The organism is Citrobacter sp. MGH 55, assembly GCF_016906145.1.
Lineage (GTDB): Bacteria > Pseudomonadota > Gammaproteobacteria > Enterobacterales > Enterobacteriaceae > Citrobacter_A > Citrobacter_A amalonaticus.
The window spans coordinates 4121413-4139778 of the sequence record NZ_CP070239.1 but is presented as its reverse complement, the minus strand read 5'-3'; the positions used below and the strand labels follow the sequence as shown (position 1 = coordinate 4139778).

The following is an 18366-nucleotide window of genomic DNA, read 5'->3' as shown; positions in this document are numbered from 1 at the left end:
AAACATGACGCAATTCGCATTTGTGTTCCCTGGACAGGGTTCCCAGACCGTTGGGATGTTAGCCGATATGGCGGCAAGCTATCCCATCGTCGAAGAGACGTTTGCCGACGCTTCTGCGGCGCTGGGCTATGACCTGTGGGCGCTGACTCAACAGGGGCCGGCTGAAGAACTGAACAAGACCTGGCAGACGCAGCCTGCGCTGTTAGCCGCGTCCGTTGCGCTGTATCGCGTCTGGCAACAGCAGGGCGGTAAAGCGCCTGTGCTGATGGCGGGTCATAGCCTGGGTGAATACTCTGCGCTGGTTTGCGCCGGTGTCATTAATTTTGCTGACGCAGTGCGTCTGGTTGAGCTGCGTGGTAAATTCATGCAGGAAGCCGTTCCGGAAGGCACAGGCGGTATGTCTGCTATCATCGGTCTCGATGATGCGTCCATCGCAAAAGCGTGCGAAGAAGCCGCAGAAGGCCAGGTGGTCTCGCCGGTGAACTATAACTCACCGGGACAGGTCGTTATCGCCGGGCATAAAGAAGCCGTTGAGCGTGCTGGTGCCGCCTGTAAAGCCGCCGGTGCAAAACGTGCGCTGCCGTTACCGGTGAGCGTACCGTCTCACTGTGCGCTGATGAAGCCAGCAGCGGAAAAACTGGCAGCGGAATTAGCGAAAATTACCTTTAACGCGCCATCTGTACCGGTTATCAACAACGTGGACGTGAAATGTGAAACTGACGCAGACGCCATTCGCGATGCGTTGGTGCGCCAGTTGTACAGTCCGGTACAGTGGACGAAGAGCGTTGAATTAATGGCGTCTCAGGGTGTCGAGCACCTGTATGAAGTGGGACCAGGTAAAGTGCTTACGGGCCTGACGAAACGTATTGTTGATACCCTGACTGCCTCGGCTCTGAACGAACCGGCGGCAATGTCGGCGGCACTTGCGCAATAAAAGAGGAACACCATGAGTTTTGAAGGAAAAATCGCGCTGGTTACCGGTGCAAGTCGTGGCATTGGCCGCGCAATTGCAGAGACGCTTGTTGCCCGTGGCGCGACCGTTATCGGTACCGCGACCAGCGAAAGTGGCGCTCAGGCCATCAGCGATTACTTAGGTGCTAAAGGTAAAGGTCTGATGTTGAATGTGACTGATCCAGCATCTATCGAATCTGTTCTGGAAAAAATTCGCGCAGAATTTGGTGAAGTGGATATCCTGGTCAATAATGCCGGTATCACACGTGATAACCTGCTGATGCGAATGAAAGATGATGAGTGGAACGATATTCTCGAAACCAATCTTTCATCTGTTTTCCGCCTGTCAAAAGCGGTAATGCGCGCTATGATGAAAAAGCGTCATGGACGTATTATCACTGTCGGTTCTGTGGTTGGTACCATGGGAAATGCGGGTCAGACAAACTACGCTGCGGCGAAAGCGGGTCTGATCGGCTTCAGTAAATCGCTGGCACGCGAAGTTGCGTCCCGCGGTATTACAGTGAACGTTGTTGCTCCGGGCTTTATTGAAACGGACATGACGCGTGCGCTGACTGATGAGCAGCGTGCGGGTACGTTGGCGGCAGTTCCTGCAGGTCGTCTTGGCGATCCGAAAGAGATCGCCAGTGCGGTTGCATTTTTAGCCTCTGACGAAGCAGGTTACATCACGGGTGAGACTTTGCACGTCAACGGCGGGATGTATATGGTTTAACCACGAGATACGCAAAATCATCCAAATTGTATCAAGGCGGCAAGACCGAAAAGCCGGCGAGCATAGATGACTATGTGACCAGAGTTTGAGGATGCAGCCAACACAGAGACAATTTGAAGGATAAAGCGTAGAAAAATATTTGCGTTATTATAGGTCTTGGCCTCAAAATAACGTAAAATCGTGGTAAGACCTGCCGGGATTTAGTTGCAAATTTTTCAACATTTTATACACTACGAAAACCATCGCGAAAGCGAGTTTTGATAGGAAATTTAAGAGTATGAGCACTATCGAAGAACGCGTTAAGAAAATTATCGGCGAACAGCTGGGCGTTAAGCAGGAAGAAGTTACCAACAATGCTTCTTTCGTTGAAGACCTGGGCGCAGATTCTCTTGACACCGTTGAGCTGGTAATGGCTCTGGAAGAAGAGTTTGATACTGAGATTCCGGACGAAGAAGCTGAGAAAATCACCACCGTTCAGGCTGCCATTGATTACATCAACGGCCACCAGGCGTAAGTGAACATCTCCAGGCGGTCATTCGACCGCCTGAGTTTTATCTTTTTGTCCCACTTGAATCAATTATCCCTCCCTGGAGGACAACCGTGTCTAAGCGTCGTGTAGTTGTGACCGGACTGGGCATGTTGTCTCCTGTCGGCAATACCGTAGAGTCTACCTGGAAAGCTCTCCTTGCCGGTCAGAGTGGCATCAGCCTGATCGACCATTTCGATACTAGCGCCTATGCAACGAAATTTGCTGGCTTAGTAAAGGATTTTAACTGTGATGACATTATCTCGCGCAAAGAACAGCGCAAGATGGATGCCTTCATTCAATATGGAATTGTCGCTGGCGTTCAGGCCATGCAGGATTCTGGCCTTGAAGTAACGGAAGAGAACGCATCCCGTATTGGCGCCGCTATTGGCTCCGGTATCGGCGGTCTCGGACTGATTGAAGAAAACCACAGTTCTCTGGTGAACGGTGGACCGCGTAAAATCAGCCCATTCTTCGTTCCGTCGACGATTGTTAACATGGTGGCGGGTCACTTGACCATCATGTATGGCCTGCGTGGGCCAAGCATCTCTATCGCGACCGCCTGCACCTCAGGCGTACATAACATCGGTCATGCCGCGCGTATCATTGCATACGGCGATGCGGACGCGATGGTCGCGGGCGGTGCTGAAAAAGCCAGTACGCCACTGGGCGTAGGCGGCTTTGGCGCAGCACGTGCGTTGTCTACCCGTAACGATAACCCGCAAGCGGCAAGCCGCCCGTGGGACAAAGAGCGAGATGGCTTTGTTCTGGGCGACGGTGCAGGCATGGTGGTACTGGAAGAGTACGAGCATGCTAAAGCGCGCGGCGCAAAAATTTATGCTGAAGTCGTTGGCTTCGGGATGAGCAGTGACGCTTACCACATGACGTCGCCGCCGGAAAACGGCGCTGGTGCTGCCCTGGCGATGGTCAATGCATTGCGTGATGCGGCGATTGAACCTGGCCAGATTGGCTACGTTAACGCCCATGGGACGTCCACGCCGGCAGGCGATAAAGCTGAAGCGCAGGCTGTTAAATCTGTCTTTGGCGATGCGGCAAGCCGTGTGATGGTGAGTTCCACCAAGTCCATGACCGGTCACCTGTTGGGTGCAGCGGGCGCGGTAGAGTCGATTTACTCTATCCTGGCGCTGCGCGATCAGGCTGTGCCGCCAACCATCAACCTGGATAACCCGGATGAAGGTTGCGATCTGGACTTCGTTCCTCACGAAGCGCGTCAGGTCAGCGGAATGGAGTACACGCTGTGTAACTCCTTCGGTTTCGGTGGGACCAACGGTTCATTGATCTTTAAAAAAGTCTGACCGCCGTTCTGCCTTCCTGGTTAAAAGGTCCGCTTGTCGGGCCTTTTTTATTGCGTTTTCTTCCCTTGTCCTGCGCTAACCATCCTGCGACACTAACGGGCCATGCATAAGGAGCCACCATGTTCTTGATCAATGGCCGTGAACAGGAATCTCTTCCCGCAAGCGATCGCGCCATCCAGTTTGGCGATGGCTGCTTTACCACTGCGAGCATTCTCGACGGCACCGTATCGCTGTTGGCGGCGCATTTGCGGCGCTTGCAGGCGGCCTGCGCAACGTTGCTGATTGCCTTTGATGACTGGGATGTGCTTGAGCGCGAAATGACCGTGCTGGCCGCGGGCCATCCACGTGCGGTACTGAAGGTGATTATCAGCCGTGGAAGTGGGGGACGAGGATACAGCGGCGCGCAGTGTCGTGACAGCACCCGCATTCTCTCTGTTTCTGCCTATCCGCAGCATTATGACCGCTGGCGCGAACAGGGGATCACGCTTGCCTTAAGCCCGGTTCGTCTGGGGCGTAACCCTTTGCTCGCGGGCATCAAGCACCTGAACCGGCTCGAACAAGTGCTGATCCGTTCTCATCTTGAGCAGACGGACGCCGATGAGGCCTTGGTTCTTGACAGTGAGGGTTGGGTTACGGAATGCTGTGCGGCTAATTTATTCTGGCGAAAAGACAATGTGGTCTATACGCCGCGCCTCGATCAGGCGGGAGTGAACGGTATTATGCGACAATTCTGTATCCGGAAACTGGCACAATCGTCTTTTCAGGTTGTCGAAACCCATGCCCGCGAAGCAGCGCTGCAACATGCCGATGAAATGGTGGTCTGCAATGCGCTGATGCCGATTGTACCTGTGCGGGCTTATGGCGCTAACACGTTGTCTTCACGTGTATTATTTCAGTTTCTGGCCCCACTGTGTGAGCATCCGAATTAGTCATGAAAAAAATGTTTCGTGTTGTCCTTTTACTGGTTGTTGTATTGGGCATTGCCGCAGGGGCGGGAATGTGGAAGGTTCGCCATCTGGCGGACAGTAAAATCCTGATCAAAGAAGAGACCATTTTTACCCTTAAGCCGGGTACCGGGCGTCTGGCCCTGGGCGATCAGCTGTATGCGGATCGGGTGATTAACCGCCCGCGCGTGTTTCAATGGTTGCTGCGCGTCGAGCCAGAACTCTCCCACTTTAAGGCCGGAACCTACCGTTTAACGCCGGGTATGAGCGTCCGCGAGATGCTGCAACTGCTGGAAAGTGGCAAAGAGGCGCAATTCCCACTGCGGCTGGTAGAAGGTATGCGCTTAAGCGACTATCTCAAACAGCTGCGTGATGCGCCGTATATCAAGCATACCCTGAGCGACGATCGCTACGAAACCGTTGCAAAAGCGCTGGGCCTTGAAAGTACGGATGGGCTGGAGGGTTGGTTCTGGCCCGATACCTGGATGTATACCGCCAATACCACGGATGTTGCCTTGCTTAAGCGCGCACATCAGAAAATGGTGAAGGCGGTTGAGCGCGTCTGGGAAGGGCGTGCGGAAGGACTGCCGTATAAAGATCAAAACCAACTGGTGACGATGGCCTCGATTATTGAAAAAGAGACGGCCATTGCCAGCGAGCGCGATCAGGTCGCCTCTGTCTTTATTAACCGCCTGCGGATCGGGATGCGTCTCCAGACCGATCCAACGGTGATTTACGGAATGGGGGAGCGTTATAATGGCAAGATCTCGCGCGCGGACCTGGAAACGCCAACGGCCTATAATACCTACACGATAACTGGACTCCCGCCAGGACCGATTGCGATGCCGGGTGAAGCCTCGCTAAAAGCGGCGGCGCATCCGGCCAAAACGCCGTATCTCTATTTTGTGGCCGATGGTAAAGGCGGTCATACTTTTAATACTAATCTTGCCAGCCATAACCGGTCAGTGCAGGACTATCTGAAAGTGCTTAAGGAAAAAAATGCGCAGTAAGTATATCGTCATCGAGGGGCTGGAAGGCGCCGGAAAAACGACTGCAAAGAATGTTGTGGTTGAGACGCTTGAACAACTCGGTATTCGCGAGATGGTTTTTACCCGCGAGCCGGGCGGTACGCAGCTGGCAGAAAAACTGCGTAGCCTGGTACTGGACATTCGTTCGGTCGGTGACGAAACCATTACCGTAAAAGCCGAAGTGCTGATGTTCTATGCCGCGCGAGTGCAGTTGGTTGAGACGGTCATTAAACCTGCGCTCGCAGAAGGTAAATGGGTAATTGGCGACCGTCATGATCTGTCCACGCAGGCGTATCAGGGTGGTGGTCGCGGGGTCGATCAGCAGATGCTGGCGACGCTGCGTGATGCGGTACTGGGGGATTTCCGCCCGGATTTAACCCTGTACCTCGACGTCACGCCAGAGGTGGGTCTGAAGCGCGCTCGCGCCCGTGGCGAACTGGACCGCATCGAACAGGAATCGTTTGATTTCTTTAATCGTACTCGCGCTCGTTACCTCGAGCTTGCCGCTCAGGATGCCAGTATCCGCACGATTGATGCGACGCAGCCGCTGGATACGGTGATGAGCGATATCCGTACCACCATCACCGAGTGGGTGAAGGAGCAGGGAGAATGAAATGGTATCCATGGTTACGACCTGACTTCGAGAAGCTGGTAGCGAGCTATCAGGCGGGAAGGGGTCACCATGCGTTACTGATTCAGGCCCTACCGGGGATGGGCGACGATGCATTGATCTATGCGTTGAGCCGCTACCTGCTTTGTCAGCAACCGGATGGACATAAAAGCTGTGGCCACTGCCGTGGTTGTCAGTTGATGCAGGCAGGAACGCATCCGGACTACTATTCACTGTTCCCGGAAAAAGGGAAAAGTTCGCTGGGCATTGATGCTGTGCGTGAAGTGAGTGAAAAACTGTATGAGCGTGCGCGACTGGGCGGAGCCAAAGTGGTCTGGATCCCGGATGCGGCGCTGATGACTGATGCCGCCGCCAATGCGCTGCTCAAAACGCTGGAAGAACCGCCCGCGCAAACCTGGTTCTTTCTCGCCAGCCGTGAACCCGCGAGGTTACTGGCAACGCTGCGCAGCCGGTGTCGTTTACATCATCTCGCGCCGCCGAGTGAATCATACGCGGTATCGTGGCTTGCACGAGAAGTGACAGCGTCACATGATGCGTTATTGACTGCGCTGCGCCTGAGTGCCGGTTCTCCGGGGGCGGCGCTGACGCTCCTGGGGTCCGAAAGCTGGTCCCAACGTGACGCGTTGTGTCAGGCGCTGGCGAGCAGCATTCCTGCTGGTGACTGGTACTCATTATTGACGGTGCTTAACCATGAACAGGCGCCTGTCAGACTGCACTGGCTGGCGACGTTAATGATGGATGCGCTTAAACGTCAGCACGGGGCCAGTGTGATGACCAACGCGGATGCCGGGCAACTGATCGCCACGATTGCCGGTCAGCTTTCTCAGACGCGTATTCAGGCAATCCTCAATGCCATCTGCCACTGCCGCGAACAACTGCTTAACGTGACCGGAATAAACCGTGAACTGGTGTTAACCGATCTTCTTCTGCAAATCGAGCATTACCTGCAACCAGGCACTGTGTTGCCTGTTCCCCACCTGTAAGAGAGACATTATGTTTTTAGTCGACTCGCACTGCCATCTCGATGGCCTGGATTATCAATCTCTGCATAAGGATGTGGATGACGTGCTGGCGAAAGCCGCTGCGCGCGATGTGAAATTCTGTCTGGCGGTGGCGACAACGCTGCCAGGGTACCGCGGAATGCGGGAACTGGTCGGCCAGCGCGATAACGTCGTTTTCTCGTGCGGCGTACATCCACTCAATCAGGACGAACCGTATGACGTGGAAGAACTGCGTCATCTGGCGGCTGATGACGACGTGGTGGCGATGGGTGAGACGGGACTGGACTACTTTTATACCCCCGAAACAAAAGTACGCCAGCAGGCGTCGTTCATTCATCATATCCAGATCGGCCGTGAACTGAACAAACCGGTGATCGTCCACACGCGCGATGCCCGCGCCGATACGCTGGCGATTCTTCGTCATGAAAACGTGACGGATTGTGGCGGCGTACTACACTGTTTTACAGAAGACAGAGAAACGGCGGGTAAACTCCTGGATTTGGGTTTTTATATCTCCTTTTCCGGCATTGTGACCTTCCGTAATGCTGAACAATTACGTGACGCTGCGCGATATGTGCCGTTGGATCGACTGCTGGTGGAGACGGATTCCCCGTATCTCGCGCCGGTACCGCATCGGGGTAAAGAGAATCAGCCAGCGATGGTCCGCGACGTGGCGGAATACATGGCCGTATTGAAAGGTGTGGCGGTTGAAGAATTGGCGCAGATCACCACCGATAACTTTGCCCGCCTGTTCCATATCAACGCTTCCCGCCTGCAGTCAGCCTCGTCGTTGAGTTTTTTTAAAGCTCGTAATTAATAACTAAAGCGAGTAAAGTTCACCGCCACAAAGTGGGCGGTGAATGAGCGAACTGACACATTCTGATACCTTTTTTGTCAAAATGTGCAACTTAACGCGCTGTCCAGAGTTGAAACGTGATAGCCGTCAAACTATATTTCGCCGATTTATTTTACTCTGTGTAATAAATAAAGGGCACTTAGATGCCCTGTCCACGGCGGGGTTCTCCCCCCTCGCCAATGCGTGTGAACGTAGAAAGCACAAATACTCAGGAGCACTCTCAATTATGTTTAAGAATGCATTTGCTAACCTGCAAAAGGTCGGTAAATCGCTGATGCTGCCGGTATCCGTATTGCCTATCGCAGGTATCCTGCTGGGCGTCGGTTCCGCAAACTTCAGCTGGCTGCCAGCCGTTGTATCGCACGTGATGGCAGAAGCCGGCGGTTCTGTTTTTGCAAACATGCCGCTGATTTTCGCTATCGGTGTCGCGCTTGGCTTTACCAACAACGATGGCGTTTCGGCTCTGGCTTCGGTTGTCGCCTATGGCATCATGGTAAAAACCATGGCCGTGGTCGCGCCGCTGGTTCTACATTTACCTGCTGAAGAAATCGCAGCAAAACACCTTGCGGATACGGGTGTACTCGGGGGGATTATCTCCGGTGCGATTGCAGCGTACATGTTTAACCGCTTCTACCGTATCAAGCTGCCTGAGTATCTGGGCTTCTTTGCTGGTAAGCGTTTCGTGCCGATCATCTCTGGTCTGGCGGCGATCTTTACCGGTGTGGTTCTGTCCTTCATTTGGCCGCCAATCGGTACGGCAATCCAGACATTCTCCCAGTGGGCTGCATATCAGAACCCGGTTGTGGCGTTCGGTATCTACGGCTTCATTGAACGCTGCCTGGTACCGTTTGGTCTGCACCATATCTGGAACGTTCCTTTCCAGATGCAGATCGGCGAATACACCAACGCGGCAGGTCAGGTCTTCCACGGCGATATCCCTCGCTACATGGCGGGTGATCCGACAGCGGGCATGTTGTCTGGCGGCTTCCTGTTCAAAATGTATGGTCTGCCGGCGGCTGCGATCGCTATCTGGCACTCTGCGAAACCAGAAAACCGCGCCAAAGTGGGCGGCATCATGATCTCCGCGGCGCTGACTTCGTTCCTGACCGGTATCACCGAACCGATCGAATTCTCCTTCATGTTCGTTGCGCCGATCCTGTACGTTATCCACGCGATTCTGGCGGGTCTGGCGTTCCCAATCTGTATCCTGTTGGGTATGCGTGACGGTACGTCGTTCTCACACGGTCTGATCGACTTTATCGTGCTGTCCGGTAACAGCAGCAAGCTGTGGCTGTTCCCGATTGTCGGTGCAGGCTACGCGATTGTTTACTACACCATCTTCCGCGTGCTGATCAAAGCGCTGGATCTGAAGACTCCGGGTCGTGAAGATAATACCGATGACGCGAAAGCGGGCGCGACCAGTGAAATGGCTCCTGCGCTGATTACGGCATTTGGTGGTAAAGAAAACATCACTAACCTGGATGCGTGCATTACCCGTCTGCGTGTCAGCGTGGCTGACGTGGCGAAAGTGGATCAGGCTGGCCTGAAGAAACTGGGTGCCGCAGGTGTGGTGGTCGCAGGTTCCGGTGTTCAGGCAATTTTCGGTACGAAATCCGATAACCTGAAAACTGAGATGGATGAATACATCCGTAACAGCTAAGACCTAAGAAGTTGGGGAGAACTAAGGCAGCCGAATGGCTGCCTTTTTTACGGGCTACAATCAGAACTGATAGTTTGCGGTGATGCTCACATTGCGTGGCTCACCATAAACAATCGACCCTTCAACGTTGGTATCGTAGGTTTTATCGAACAGGTTATTGACGTTACCCTGCACGGAGAAGTTTTTGGTTACCTGATAGCGGGTGAACAAATCCACCAGCGCGTAACTGCCTTGCTCAGCACGGAAGGTACCGTACGGCGTCGCGGTATCGGTGTAGACGCGGTTCTGCCAGTTCACGCCACCGCCGACGGTCAAATCAGGTATCACCGGCAGACGGTAGCGGGTGAAAAGCTTGACGCTGGTACGTGGCAGATTCGGATTAACGGCGTTGCCTTCATTGTCTTCTGCGACGTAACGCGTCGCGCCAAAGGTCATCTGCCAGTTATCGGTAATCGCGCCGTTAACTTCGAACTCAACCCCTTTACTGACGGTCCCATTCGCGGTTTTATAGGCGATTTCGCCATTGCTACCCGGAATCGGTGAACCGGTCGACTGGGCAACGTTATCCTGCTCAATGCGGAACACGGCGAGGGTGGTGGTCAGTCGGCTGTTCATCCAGTCAGACTTGAGGCCAACCTCATAGTTGTTACCGGTGATGGGCGTAAGGTATTTTCCGCCGCTATCGCGTTTATTCTGAGGCTGGAAGATGGAGGTATAACTGGCGTAAGTAGACCAGTTATCATTGATGTCATAAACCAGACCGGCATAGGGCGTAGTGTGGTTTTTTTCCATGCTGTAGCTCAGGGTATCAATACGCCAGTTGGTATAGCGTGCGCCGAGGATCAAGTGCAGCGGATCAGCCAGTGAAACGCGCGTTGCGGCGTACAACGACTTCATGTGCGTGGTGTCGTCCTGGGCCAGTGATTGCGGTGCCCAGTCGGTTTCCGGGAAATTGCCATTGAAGTTATTGAAACTGCCGATCTCATCCGGGAAGACGTTAGCCCAGGAGCTGTAATAGCGGTTGTTCTGTTTGCTGTAGCTGCCGCCGAACATCAGGTTATGCTGGCGACCGAACAGGTCATAGCTGCCGTCAGCAAAAAGATCCAGCGCATCGACTTTACGTTTGCCGCTGTTCCAGCCCGTACCACCCACGTAATCGAACCCCGGTCCATAGTTGCTGTAAGGACCGACCAGCATGCCATCTGCCTTATTCACATACGCATCGACATACATCGTTTTACTGTCGAACTTGATTTCCGAGTGAGTGGCATTCATCGTCGCCTGCCAGGTGTCGGCAAAACGCTGTTTGAACGTGACAAAGACTTTATTGATCTCTTTATCGTTATACGCCCAGTCTGGCGCGGTGCTACGGGCGCGGTCATAGCTGTTTTTGCTGCCGTCGGTGTTCCAGCGTGGCAGGCCACCCCAGGTTGGGCTATCCACTCTGATTTTTTGGTACTCATACCCGGCGGCCAGGCTGGTGGTTTCACCCAGGTCAGCATCAATGATGCCAGAGAAGAAGTTTTTCTCGTTGTGATAGCGATCGAGCCAGGAGTCGTTGTCCTGATAACCCGCCACTATGCGGCCGCGTACATTACCGTCATCGGTGAGCGGGCTTTGCAGATCCATCACGTAGCGCTGTTTATTCCAGCTGCCATATTCCGCCGAGACGTTGCCTTTGAACTCGCGGCTGGTGGCGTGTTTGCGGATCATATTGATGGAGGCTGACGGGTTGCCGGTGCCGGTCATCAGACCGTTTGCACCGCGTACCACTTCCACGCGCTCATAGAGCGCCATATCGGTGAGGGCGTCACCCAGGTTCCAGCGGGATTCGAACCAGGTCGGAATACCATCAACCATATAGTTATCAATCTGGAAACCACGGGAGAAGTAACTGACGCGGTCAGAATCCGCCTGGCTTTTGCTGATCCCCAGCGTACTGTCCATCACGTCGCCCAGCGTTTGCAACTGCTGGTCTTCCATACGTTGTTCGCTGACGATGCTTACCGACTGCGGAATATCGCGTTGGGTCATCATCATTTTGGTTCCGGCGGTGGTGGATTTGACGCTGTAATCCTGTTCGTCGTTGTCCGCAGAGGTTGCTGGCGCAGAACCGTCAACAATGACGGTCTCTTCCGGTGTGGTCGCCGCAAAACTCATGGATGGCATCAATGCCATCGCGATGCAGGCTGCCAGCAACGAGGGTGTTGCGCCAGCCTGGCATTGTTCATCCCTGTTGTGTGTTGTGAAAGACATCAGAAAGCCCTTAATAGTGAACGAACTCTGGCTCAGGCCATATAAGGTGGCGATGAGCCCCTTTTTATTTTTCTAACCATTTAATGCGCATGTAAATGCAAATGCGAAATATACGCATTCATATTAACTCTGTAAACAGATGTAACTTGCTTTCTGAAATCTTGTTTCATTACTTTTTGGCACAGGAGAGGGGATAAATGGTTATAAGAGCGCCATTGTGATGGTTTTTTGCTTAAGAAATCGTGGGTTAAGGTTGAAAGAGCAGGTTTAAGTCGATCATACTCTATACTCGCAATGTGGCTCAGCGTAGCATGACATCACGCATGGCAATTTTTAGAAAAGGAAAACGTCGTGGCAGAAGAGACTATATTCAGCAAGATTATTCGTCGTGAAATCCCTTCCGATATCGTTTACCAGGATGACCTGGTGACGGCATTCCGGGATATTTCACCCCAGGCGCCTACACACATCCTGATCATTCCCAACGTTCTGATCCCGACGGTCAATGACGTCAGCGCAGAGCATGAGCAGGCGCTGGGACGGATGATTACCGTGGCGGCAAAAATTGCCGAGCAGGAAGGCATTGCCGAAGATGGCTACCGCCTGATCATGAATACCAATCGTCATGGCGGTCAGGAGGTGTATCACATCCATATGCATCTGCTGGGCGGTCGTGCGCTCGGTCCTATGCTCGCGCACAAAGGCCTGTCATGATGACCAGAGGATGCATTGCGCTGTCACTGGGTCTGCTCTTACTTGCCGGGTGCCGTTCTCATCCTGAGATCCCGGTAAGCGATGAACAGTCGCTGGTGATGGAGTCGACGCTGCTGGCAGCGGGGATCACCGCGCAAGCGCCGACATTGACCACGTCTGATATTCAGCCCTCTGCATCCTCAACGCTGTATAACGAAAGGCAAAAACCCGTTACCGTTCATTATCGCTTTTACTGGTATGACGCCAGGGGGTTAGAAATGCATCCTCTGGAAGCGCCGCGCAGTGTGACGATTCCGGCGCATTCGTCGGTCACGCTGTATGGCAGCGCCAATTATCTGGGGGCGCACAAAGTCAGACTTTATCTTTATTTGTAAGGGGTGAATCTTGAAGACAAAAATGAGTCGCTACGCATTGATAGCCGCGCTGGCGATGTTCCTGTCCGGTTGTGTGGTGCAACGTGAACCCGCTCCGGTTGATGAGGTGAAACCCACGCCGGAACAGCCCGCACAGCCGCAAGAACCTGCTCCTGGGGTCCCTTCGGTGCCTACGATCCCGGGACAGCCGGGGCCTATTGAACATGAAGATCAGACTGCGGCACCGGCGCCGCGCATACGTCATTACGACTGGAATAGCGCGATGCAGCCGATGGTGGGCAAAATGTTGCAAGCCGACGGCGTGACGGCGGGGAGCGTACTGCTGGTCGATAGCGTGAATAACCGTACTAACGGTTCGCTGAACGCGGGTGAAGCCACTGAAACGCTGCGCAATGCGTTGGCGAACAATGGCAAATTTACCCTGGTCTCTGCGCAACAGTTGTCGATGGCAAAACAGCAGTTAGGGCTGTCGCCGCAGGACAGTCTGGGAACGCGTAGCAAAGCGATTGGTATTGCCCGTAACGTTGGCGCGCACTACGTGCTTTATTCCAGCGCATCGGGTAACGTCAACGCGCCATCACTGCAAATGCAACTAATGCTGGTACAAACTGGCGAGATAATCTGGTCAGGTAAAGGTGCCGTTCAGCAGCAATAATATCCCAGAGCGCGACGCGGTGTTGTCGCGCTACTTTCCGCACTATCGTCCCGTCGCTGAAGGCCAGAGCGGTCTTAGCGGTGGGAGTGTGATTATTGAAAGTCCAACCCAGCGGCTGGTTCTTCGCCGCCATCACGATCCCGATGCGCCGCAAGCGCATTTTTTACGCCAGTATCATGCTTTATCGCGGCTGCCTGAAAGCCTTGCGCCGAAGCCGCGTTTTTACCTGAACGGCTGGATGGCGGTGGACTATGTTCCGGGTGAGATAAAATCCGGACTGCCGGGAGCCGACGAACTGGCGAGCTTACTGTATTATCTTCATCAGCAGCCCTGTTTTGGCTGGCGTATCTGTCTGCTACCGCTGCTGGGACAATACTGGCAGGGAAGCGATCCGGCACGGCGAACACCACGCTGGTTAAGAGAGTTAAAACGTCTGCGCAAGCGAGGGGAGCCTCGTCCGCTACGCCTCGCGCCGCTGCATATGGATGTCCACGCCGCTAACATCGTTCATGGCCCGGCAGGGCTACGGCTGATCGACTGGGAATATGCCGGAGACGGTGATATCGCTCTTGAACTGGCGGCGGTGTGGGTGGACGATGTTGAGCAACACCGGCAACTGGTCGACGCGTATGCCGTTAGCGCACGCATAGACGGGCACAAATTATGGCAACAGGTCAGACGCTGGTATCCGTGGATACTGATGCTGAAGGCCGGTTGGTTTGAATACCGCTGGCAACAGACCGGCGAACGACAATTTATCAGTCTGGCCGATGCAACCTGGCGGCAGCTGGCAACGAAGGATTAAGGAGAGCAGTGTGGGTCCAGTAATGTTGAATGTCGAAGGGTTTGAGCTGGATGCGGAAGAGCGTGAGATTCTGGCCCATCCGCTGGTGGGCGGTTTGATTCTGTTTACGCGCAATTACCACGACCCGGAACAGTTACGTGAACTGGTGCGCCAGATCCGTGCGGCGTCGCGCAACCATCTGGTAGTGGCCGTCGATCAAGAAGGCGGGCGCGTACAGCGTTTCCGGGAAGGATTCACCCGACTGCCCGCCGCACAGTCTTTTGCGGCGCTGCACGGGCTGGAAACAGGCGGTAAACTGGCGGAAGAGGCCGGATGGCTGATGGCCAGTGAAATGATCGCGATGGATATTGATATCAGCTTTGCGCCGGTACTGGATGTCGGGCATATCAGCGCTGCGATTGGCGAACGTTCCTATCATGCTGACCCGATCAAAGCGCTGGCGATGGCGACCCGTTTTATTGACGGTATGCACGCGGCAGGAATGAAAACCACCGGCAAACATTTCCCCGGTCATGGCGCGGTAACCGCCGATTCGCATAAAGAGACGCCGACCGATCCGCGTCCGGAAGCGGAAATTCGGGCGAAAGATATGTCCGTGTTCCGCACGCTGATTACCGAAAACAAGCTGGACGCTATCATGCCGGCGCACGTCATTTACAGCGACGTTGATCCGCGTCCGGCGAGCGGCTCTCCGCACTGGCTGAAAACAGTTCTGCGTCAGGAGTTAGGTTTTGACGGCGTCATTTTCTCTGATGATCTGTCGATGGAAGGGGCCGCGATCATGGGCAGCTATGCTGAGCGTGGGCAGGCATCGCTGGATGCGGGTTGTGATATGATTCTGGTCTGCAATAATCGTAAAGGGGCGGTCAGTGTGTTAGATAATCTGTCGCCGATCAATGCAGAGCGTGTTACACGTTTGTATCATAAAGGTTCATTTTCGCGTCAGGAACTGATGGACTCGGCACGCTGGAAAACCGTCAGCGCGCAGCTCAACCAGTTACATGAACGCTGGCAGGAAGAGAAAGCAGGTCATTAACGCACGTTTGGTGAGGATGCGATGATTATCTATTTACACGGTTTCGACTCTAACAGTCCGGGAAACCACGAAAAAGTCTTGCAGCTGCAGTTTATCGACCCGGACGTCAGACTGATAAGCTACAGCACGCGTCATCCGAAACATGACATGCAGCATCTGCTGAAAGAAGTGGACAAAATGTTGCAGCTTAATGTTGATGAGCGACCGTTGATTTGCGGCGTTGGCCTCGGCGGCTACTGGGCAGAACGCATTGGTTTTCTCTGCGATGTTCGCCAGGTGGTGTTTAATCCGAACCTGTTCCCGTATGAGAACATGGAAGGCAAGATCGATCGTCCGGAAGAGTATGCCGATATCGCCACTAAGTGCGTGACCAACTTCCGCGAGAAGAATCGCGATCGTTGCCTGGTTATTCTCTCGCGTCATGACGAAGCCCTGAACAGCCAACGGTCGTCAGAAGAGCTCCACCATTTCTATGAGATCGTGTGGGATGAAGAGCAGACACATAAGTTTAAGAATATTTCGCCGCACTTGCAGCGCATCAAAGCGTTTAAGACCCTGGGTTGACCCCTTGTCTGTCAGAATTGTCGAATCAAGCCAGCCTTCGGGCTGGTTTTTTTTGCCTGTTTTTCTGGCGTTGTCTATCTTTTCAGCAGCAAAACTTGATACACATCAATTTTGGTATGACCAATGCACCGCATGTGTTATTCTCACTCTCGAAGGACATTTTCATTGTCGTAACTTGTTGTTAATTAAAGGCTATGTTTATAACGTTTAATTAACAATTGGTTAATCATTTTAAGGGGGTCACGTTGACTACACCATTGAAAAAGATCGTGATTGTCGGCGGGGGAGCTGGCGGGCTGGAAATGGCGACGCAGTTGGGACACAAGCTGGGTCGCAAGAAAAAAGCGAAAATTACGCTGGTTGACAGAAACCACAGCCACCTGTGGAAACCCTTGCTGCACGAAGTGGCGACCGGTTCGCTGGATGAAGGCGTGGACGCGCTGAGCTATCTGGCGCATGCCCGTAACCATGGCTTCCAGTTCCAGTTGGGCTCGGTGATGAACATCGATCGCGAAGCGAAAACCATCACTATCGCAGAACTGCGCGATGAGAAAGGTGAGCTGCTGGTGCCTGAACGCAAAATTGCCTATGACACGCTGGTGATGGCGCTGGGTAGCACCTCCAACGACTTCAACACGCCGGGCGTGAAAGAACACTGTATCTTCCTTGATAACCCGCATCAGGCGCGTCGTTTCCACCAGGAAATGCTGAACCTGTTCCTGAAGTATTCCGCCAATCTGGGCGCGAACGGTAAGGTGAATATTGCGATTGTCGGTGGTGGCGCGACGGGCGTAGAACTGTCGGCGGAACTGCATAACGCAGTGAAACAGCTGCACAGCTACGGCTACAAAGGACTGACCAACGATGCGCTGAACGTGACGCTGGTGGAAGCCGGTGAACGTATTCTGCCTGCACTGCCACCGCGTATTTCTTCGGCGGCGCATAACGAATTAACGAAACTCGGCGTTCGCGTACTGACCCAGACGATGGTGACCAGCGCGGATGCGGGCGGCCTGCACACTAAAGACGGTGAATATATTGAGGCCGATCTGATGGTCTGGGCGGCGGGCATCAAAGCGCCGGACTTTATGAAAGAGATTGGCGGTCTGGAGACCAACCGGATTAACCAACTGGTGGTCGAACCGACGCTGCAAACCACCCGCGATCCTGATGTTTACGCGATTGGCGACTGTGCTTCCTGTGCGCGTCCGGAAGGGGGCTTTGTGCCGCCACGTGCTCAGGCTGCGCATCAGATGGCGACCTGTGCGATGAACAATATTCTGGCGCAGATGAACGGTAAGCCGCTGAAAGCGTATCAGTACAAAGACCACGGCTCGCTGGTGTCGCTCTCCAACTTCTCGACCGTCGGCAGTCTGATGGGCAATCTGACCAAAGGGTCGATGATGGTGGAAGGGCGTATTGCTCGTTTCGTCTACATCTCACTGTACCGTATGCACCAGATCGCACTGCACGGCTATTTTAAAACCGGTCTGATGATGCTGGTGGGCAGCATTAACCGTGTGATCCGCCCGCGTCTGAAACTGCATTAATCCCGCCTGACTCAGCATCGCCCGTTGGCGGTGCTGAGTGCCTTCTCCGTTCTGCCTCTTCCTTCAGAGTTCTCTGAATCGTCTTGTTTTAACGACGACCAACGATATTTTCATCCGCAGTCTGATGGGCTTCTTATTGCATTGGTTGCAAAATTGTAACCAATAGCAAAGAAGGAGGATCTCCCGTGAATAAATCGATGTTGGCGGGTATAGGGATTGGCGTAGCTGCTGCGCTGGGTGTGGCGGCGGTTGCCAGTCTTAACGTGTTTGATCGTGGCCCACAGTATGCTCAGGTGGTTTCTGCAACACCTATCAAAGAGACGATTAAGACGCCGCGGCAGGAGTGTCGCAACGTGACGGTGACGCATCGCAAGCCTGTCCAGGATGAGAACCGCATTACCGGTTCAGTGCTGGGCGCGGTTGCCGGTGGCGTGATTGGTCATCAGTTCGGCGGCGGACGAGGTAAGGATGTGGCAACGGTGGTCGGGGCGTTGGGGGGCGGTTACGCCGGTAACCAGATCCAGGGCTCGATGCAGGAAAACGACACCTATACGTCCACGCAGCAGCGCTGCAAAACCGTCTATGACAAGTCGGAAAAAATGCTCGGTTACGATGTCACCTATAAGATTGGCGACCAGCAGGGCAAGATTCGCATGGATAAAGATCCCGGCACACAGATCCCGCTGGATAATAACGGCCAGCTGATTCTGAATAACAACGCGTAAAAAAGCGGTACTCTGTAAGTTAGCCCCTCATTCGCTCAGGCTGA

Annotated in this window: 19 protein-coding genes; 18 read left to right on the top strand and 1 reads right to left on the bottom strand. The window is 53.9% G+C overall.

Annotated features, from left to right (window positions below):
• Nucleotides 1-4: 4 nt before the first annotated feature.
• The 10 genes from fabD to ptsG all read left to right on the top strand — a co-directional run bounded on the left by fabD (nucleotide 5) and on the right by ptsG (nucleotide 9643).
• Entirely contained in the window at nucleotides 5-934 is a 930-nt protein-coding gene (fabD, locus tag JTI98_RS17230; protein WP_043000984.1) for an ACP S-malonyltransferase, read from the top strand.
• A gap of 12 nt (nucleotides 935-946) precedes the next feature.
• Nucleotides 947-1681: a 3-oxoacyl-ACP reductase FabG gene (fabG, locus tag JTI98_RS17225; RefSeq protein ID WP_042319622.1), complete on the top strand. Its 735-nt coding sequence runs from the start codon at nucleotides 947-949 to the stop codon at nucleotides 1679-1681.
• A gap of 277 nt (nucleotides 1682-1958) precedes the next feature.
• A complete protein-coding gene (gene acpP / locus JTI98_RS17220; protein ID WP_000103754.1) occupies nucleotides 1959-2195 on the top strand; it encodes an acyl carrier protein in 237 nt (78 codons plus the stop codon).
• An 86-nt stretch (nucleotides 2196-2281) separates the two neighbouring features.
• The gene (gene fabF, locus JTI98_RS17215) at nucleotides 2282-3523 is read left to right on the top strand and encodes a beta-ketoacyl-ACP synthase II (RefSeq protein WP_043000983.1); all 1242 of its coding nucleotides are present in this window, start codon (nucleotides 2282-2284) and stop codon (nucleotides 3521-3523) included.
• A 119-nt stretch (nucleotides 3524-3642) separates the two neighbouring features.
• On the top strand, nucleotides 3643-4452 hold the full coding sequence (gene pabC / locus JTI98_RS17210; RefSeq protein WP_216081582.1) for an aminodeoxychorismate lyase: 810 nt from the start codon (nucleotides 3643-3645) through the stop codon (nucleotides 4450-4452).
• A 2-nt stretch (nucleotides 4453-4454) separates the two neighbouring features.
• Nucleotides 4455-5477, top strand: coding sequence for a cell division protein YceG (gene yceG, locus JTI98_RS17205; RefSeq protein ID WP_044257997.1), 1023 nt, complete (start codon nucleotides 4455-4457; stop codon nucleotides 5475-5477).
• On the top strand, nucleotides 5467-6108 hold the full coding sequence (tmk, locus tag JTI98_RS17200) for a dTMP kinase (protein WP_043000980.1): 642 nt from the start codon (nucleotides 5467-5469) through the stop codon (nucleotides 6106-6108). Before yceG ends, tmk begins: the two co-directional genes overlap by 11 nt.
• Nucleotides 6105-7109, top strand: coding sequence for a DNA polymerase III subunit delta' (holB, locus tag JTI98_RS17195; RefSeq protein WP_216081581.1), 1005 nt, complete (start codon nucleotides 6105-6107; stop codon nucleotides 7107-7109). Before tmk ends, holB begins: the two co-directional genes overlap by 4 nt.
• A gap of 10 nt (nucleotides 7110-7119) precedes the next feature.
• Nucleotides 7120-7944 (top strand): metal-dependent hydrolase, encoded by an 825-nt coding sequence (locus JTI98_RS17190; RefSeq protein ID WP_043000978.1) that lies wholly within the window; start codon nucleotides 7120-7122, stop codon nucleotides 7942-7944.
• A 265-nt stretch (nucleotides 7945-8209) separates the two neighbouring features.
• A complete protein-coding gene (gene ptsG / locus JTI98_RS17185; RefSeq protein WP_043000977.1) occupies nucleotides 8210-9643 on the top strand; it encodes a PTS glucose transporter subunit IIBC in 1434 nt (477 codons plus the stop codon).
• 60 nt (nucleotides 9644-9703) lie between these two features.
• On the opposite strand, the gene fhuE is transcribed toward ptsG, so the two are convergent.
• Complete coding sequence (fhuE, locus tag JTI98_RS17180) at nucleotides 9704-11899, bottom strand: ferric-rhodotorulic acid/ferric-coprogen receptor FhuE (RefSeq protein ID WP_216081580.1); 2196 nt, start codon at nucleotides 11897-11899, stop codon at nucleotides 9704-9706.
• Between the two features lie 351 nt (nucleotides 11900-12250).
• On the opposite strand from fhuE, the gene hinT reads away from it, so the two are divergent.
• The 8 genes from hinT (at nucleotide 12251) to JTI98_RS17140 (ending at nucleotide 18322) form a co-directional block, all read left to right on the top strand.
• Nucleotides 12251-12613, top strand: a complete 363-nt coding sequence (gene hinT, locus JTI98_RS17175) for a purine nucleoside phosphoramidase (protein WP_043000975.1) — start codon at nucleotides 12251-12253, stop codon at nucleotides 12611-12613.
• Nucleotides 12613-12987 (top strand): YcfL family protein, encoded by a 375-nt coding sequence (locus tag JTI98_RS17170; protein ID WP_043000974.1) that lies wholly within the window; start codon nucleotides 12613-12615, stop codon nucleotides 12985-12987. The genes hinT and JTI98_RS17170 overlap by 1 nt, the downstream gene beginning before the upstream one ends.
• Before the next feature lie 22 nt (nucleotides 12988-13009).
• Complete coding sequence (gene lpoB / locus JTI98_RS17165; RefSeq protein ID WP_044327000.1) at nucleotides 13010-13642, top strand: penicillin-binding protein activator LpoB; 633 nt, start codon at nucleotides 13010-13012, stop codon at nucleotides 13640-13642.
• Nucleotides 13623-14447 carry a thiamine kinase gene (thiK, locus tag JTI98_RS17160; RefSeq protein ID WP_216081579.1) on the top strand — a complete coding sequence of 275 codons (825 nt, stop codon included), beginning with the start codon at nucleotides 13623-13625 and terminating at the stop codon, nucleotides 14445-14447. Before lpoB ends, thiK begins: the two co-directional genes overlap by 20 nt.
• Nucleotides 14448-14457: 10 nt before the next feature.
• Complete coding sequence (nagZ, locus tag JTI98_RS17155; protein ID WP_043000971.1) at nucleotides 14458-15483, top strand: beta-N-acetylhexosaminidase; 1026 nt, start codon at nucleotides 14458-14460, stop codon at nucleotides 15481-15483.
• A gap of 21 nt (nucleotides 15484-15504) precedes the next feature.
• Nucleotides 15505-16047, top strand: a complete 543-nt coding sequence (gene ycfP / locus JTI98_RS17150) for an alpha/beta hydrolase YcfP (protein WP_043000970.1) — start codon at nucleotides 15505-15507, stop codon at nucleotides 16045-16047.
• A gap of 245 nt (nucleotides 16048-16292) precedes the next feature.
• A complete protein-coding gene (gene ndh, locus JTI98_RS17145; RefSeq protein WP_044267520.1) occupies nucleotides 16293-17597 on the top strand; it encodes an NADH-quinone dehydrogenase in 1305 nt (434 codons plus the stop codon).
• 185 nt (nucleotides 17598-17782) lie between these two features.
• Nucleotides 17783-18322 carry a glycine zipper 2TM domain-containing protein gene (locus JTI98_RS17140; protein ID WP_043000968.1) on the top strand — a complete coding sequence of 180 codons (540 nt, stop codon included), beginning with the start codon at nucleotides 17783-17785 and terminating at the stop codon, nucleotides 18320-18322.
• The last annotated feature ends 44 nt before the right edge of the window (nucleotides 18323-18366 follow it).

Coding starts and splice junctions, on each gene's coding strand:
- fabD (WP_043000984.1), top strand. CDS start 5: ATGACGCAATTCGCATTTGTGTTCCCTGGACAGGGTTCCCAGACCGTT.
- fabG (WP_042319622.1), top strand. CDS start 947: ATGAGTTTTGAAGGAAAAATCGCGCTGGTTACCGGTGCAAGTCGTGGC.
- acpP (WP_000103754.1), top strand. CDS start 1,959: ATGAGCACTATCGAAGAACGCGTTAAGAAAATTATCGGCGAACAGCTG.
- pabC (WP_216081582.1), top strand. CDS start 3,643: ATGTTCTTGATCAATGGCCGTGAACAGGAATCTCTTCCCGCAAGCGAT.
- yceG (WP_044257997.1), top strand. CDS start 4,455: ATGAAAAAAATGTTTCGTGTTGTCCTTTTACTGGTTGTTGTATTGGGC.
- tmk (WP_043000980.1), top strand. CDS start 5,467: ATGCGCAGTAAGTATATCGTCATCGAGGGGCTGGAAGGCGCCGGAAAA.
- holB (WP_216081581.1), top strand. CDS start 6,105: ATGAAATGGTATCCATGGTTACGACCTGACTTCGAGAAGCTGGTAGCG.
- JTI98_RS17190 (WP_043000978.1), top strand. CDS start 7,120: ATGTTTTTAGTCGACTCGCACTGCCATCTCGATGGCCTGGATTATCAA.
- ptsG (WP_043000977.1), top strand. CDS start 8,210: ATGTTTAAGAATGCATTTGCTAACCTGCAAAAGGTCGGTAAATCGCTG.
- fhuE (WP_216081580.1), bottom strand. CDS start 11,899: ATGTCTTTCACAACACACAACAGGGATGAACAATGCCAGGCTGGCGCA.
- JTI98_RS17170 (WP_043000974.1), top strand. CDS start 12,613: ATGACCAGAGGATGCATTGCGCTGTCACTGGGTCTGCTCTTACTTGCC.
- lpoB (WP_044327000.1), top strand. CDS start 13,010: ATGAGTCGCTACGCATTGATAGCCGCGCTGGCGATGTTCCTGTCCGGT.
- ycfP (WP_043000970.1), top strand. CDS start 15,505: ATGATTATCTATTTACACGGTTTCGACTCTAACAGTCCGGGAAACCAC.